Source organism: Nocardia acidivorans NBRC 108247 (assembly GCF_001625085.1).
Taxonomy (GTDB): Bacteria; Actinomycetota; Actinomycetes; order Mycobacteriales; family Mycobacteriaceae; genus Nocardia; species Nocardia acidivorans.
Genome location: NZ_BDAW01000140.1, coordinates 1 through 2802, shown reverse-complemented (window position 1 = coordinate 2802; position 2802 = coordinate 1). Strand labels below are relative to the sequence as shown.

The 2802-nt window shown below is 59.1% G+C and carries 2 protein-coding genes; one reads left to right on the top strand and one right to left on the bottom strand.

Annotated elements, in window-relative coordinates:
* Positions 1-582: acyl-CoA dehydrogenase family protein (locus NA10_RS36290; protein WP_169812706.1), on the bottom strand; the 582-nt coding region annotated here is incomplete at its 3' end.
* A gap of 1277 nt (positions 583-1859) precedes the next feature.
* Between NA10_RS36290 and NA10_RS34985 the strand changes: the two genes are divergently transcribed.
* Positions 1860-2321, top strand: a complete 462-nt coding sequence (locus NA10_RS34985) for a DUF4442 domain-containing protein (RefSeq protein ID WP_084515695.1) — start codon at positions 1860-1862, stop codon at positions 2319-2321.
* The last annotated feature ends 481 nt before the right edge of the window (positions 2322-2802 follow it).

Below are 2802 nucleotides of genomic sequence, written 5' to 3'. Positions count from 1 at the left end.
GACGCCCTCGATGTGCCAGGAGCCGTCCTCCTGCTGAACCGCCTTGGTGCGGCCGGCGCCGACGTCGGAACCGGCGTCCGGCTCGGTCAGCACCATGGTGGCGCCCCAGTTGCGGTCGGCGATGATCTGAGCCCACTTCTTCTGCTCATCGGTGCCGTTGTTGTAGAAGACCGTAGAGAAATGTGAGCCAGTCATGCCATACATGAATGCCGCTGGCTGCGATCCTAGGATCAATTCTGAAATTGCCCAGAAAATCACGTGTGGCGCCGACGCGCCTCCCAACTCCTCCGGCAAGGCCAGACGTGCCCAATCTCCTTCACTCAGAGCACGAAACGAGCGCTTGAAGGATTCCGGGAGGATAACACTGTGGGTTTCCGGGTCAAATATCGGCGGATTGCGGTCAGCATCGCTGAAAGACTCTGCCAGAGGACCTTCCGCAAGCCGACGCACCTCTGACAACATTGCCCGGACGGTGCCCGAGTCCAGACTATTAGATTCTCCCGAATCAAGCACCGAGCTGATGTTGAAAAACTCGAAGAGATTGAAGTCTAGGTCGCGAATGTTACTTCGATAGTGAGCCATGATACCCCCCACGGAAGGAAATGAGAACAAATATAACCGTCGCGCGAGCGAGAATCCGCAGTAGCCATCGTCAAGTGAGGCGACACGCCGAATTCGAGAATTCGGGCGCTAGTCCGCGGACTGTGAACTCGAACTGAAATACCGGGATGGTGTACACAAATTCTGCGATCTTCAACACAATCGCAAAGAATTACCCGATCCTTAACATCATCCCCAGCTTCAAACGAGCACTCCGATATGGAGGTACACCTTCAACTCCCACCCCATCTTGTTCTTATCTTTTGCCTGACTACAGAACTACACGCGCCTGCCCACAGACCGCAACTCATACCCGCGCCGGACACATGGGGTTTATTCAGCCACGCAGGATCCGAATTAGAGCAGCTGCGAACGTGACCCATCCATCAGCAACCGAAGCGCAATCATATATCCAGAAGGTATACACTTACATCTAGCTCGCACTCTGGCTATCCGGGAGCTGTTATTCGGACAGCTACCGGTCAGTAGACCAACTTCTCGCCGGCGGGCGCAATCAAGCGGCATCCATCGCCAAGCCGCGGCGGCCTTCCGCAAGAGGGTGGCGTACATCACGTTTGCCCTATCGCGTCATAACTTGTCACCGCGCATCCAGGAACGATTGCGGCGCCAAGACCGCGTACCTCGGAGTAATTGCCGCAGCAACCAAGGGCGGGCTACCTGAACCGAGACAGCATCCTACGTCACACGACTGTGGCAGGATCGCTTCGTCGCTGACGCGTCATTCCACCCTGTGCTGGGTTGAGCGCAGCCCAGCAATATTTCGCCTTGACTCCGCCCTCGCTGGCACGAGCAGACAGCTGCAACCCGACGACGGACAGCAACGGGCACAGCGCCGAAGCGCTCGCAACCTTCATTGGAGATCTCATGCGAAGGGCGCGGTGAACGGTTGATGCGACCCACAGACTCGCCATGCCATCTCACGGTTAATCAGGCTCGCGATGCGTCGTGGCATACAAGCGAACTCAGGTACGGGTCCAACCTGACCTCGTCGGCGATCTGCGACGAAGGTCGTCAGCCGCTGTCGCGCCGCCACTGGCACCCAGTATCGCCGCCGATCCCCCGCACACCAGGCGGTCGGGGGCCACAACCACTGCAGATATCGCGTGGACGAGCTACCCAGCCATGTTCGTGATAGCTTCCAATCTGCAGTGGAACCTGCGGCTTGCGCAGCCTCTCGGCTGTACAGGACCTCAGTATGGTCAGAATTGGGGGAAGTAGTGCGGCTGCCTTCGGCGCGTATGGTTCGCTTCATCATGAACGTGTATCCGCCATTTTTGTTCTCCGGTGTGCGGGTCGAACACATTGCCGACGACTGGACTTCAGCCCAGGTATCGCATCGTGTCCGTCTTTGGAATCGCAACATCAACGGTGCAGCTTTCGGCGGCACGCTTTACTCGATGACCGACCCGTTCTTCGGCGTCATGGCACAAGGGCAACTCGGCGAAAGCTACCGGGTCTGGAGCGCCAGCGCGGGTATCGAGTTCATCGCTCCTGGGCGCGGGATCACCACCACCACAATCGAACTCACCCACGCCCAGGTCGAGGAGATCAGACAGGCGACCCGCGACGGAGCTAAGTCGATCACCACGCATACCGCTACGCTCCATGATTCCGACGGCAAGATCATCGCTCGCGCAACGCAAGACTTGTATGTACGGCGCGTGCGCACGGATACCGACGTCCGGTCGGTCGCAGGGTAGCGCAATCGGGTTCCGTTAGGTGTCGATTCGGCAGGAGTTCGATGCGCCGCGGGCCGCCGCCGAGATCCGGGTCGCGATCAACTGATTCGTCGCGGGGTTCGCCAGCGACTGTCCCAGGCATTGTCGAGCCAGGATATCGACATGGCCGTGACTCGCTATCGAGAAGGTCAGTCGCTGCTCGCATCGCCGAGCAACTTGAGGTGACGGCGAGCACGGTCGGGTCCGCGCTGGAGCGTCGCGGAGTTCCATGCCGGGACAGCCATGGCCGCCCGCGGTGAGCGCCGGGGCGACCGTGAATTCTTGTTGCGAATCGGAGGGTCTACTGCGGGTTGACGCTCAAATGCTCCCGCAGTTTCCGAAGAACCAGCAATCCGTGAAGTCGCGAGGATTGAGGTCCCGTGCCGCACTCTCGAGCTTTTCCAAGAGTGCTTCGACTTCGTCCCAGTCGATGTTCCAGTCTGGATCGTCGAGATGCACGGGG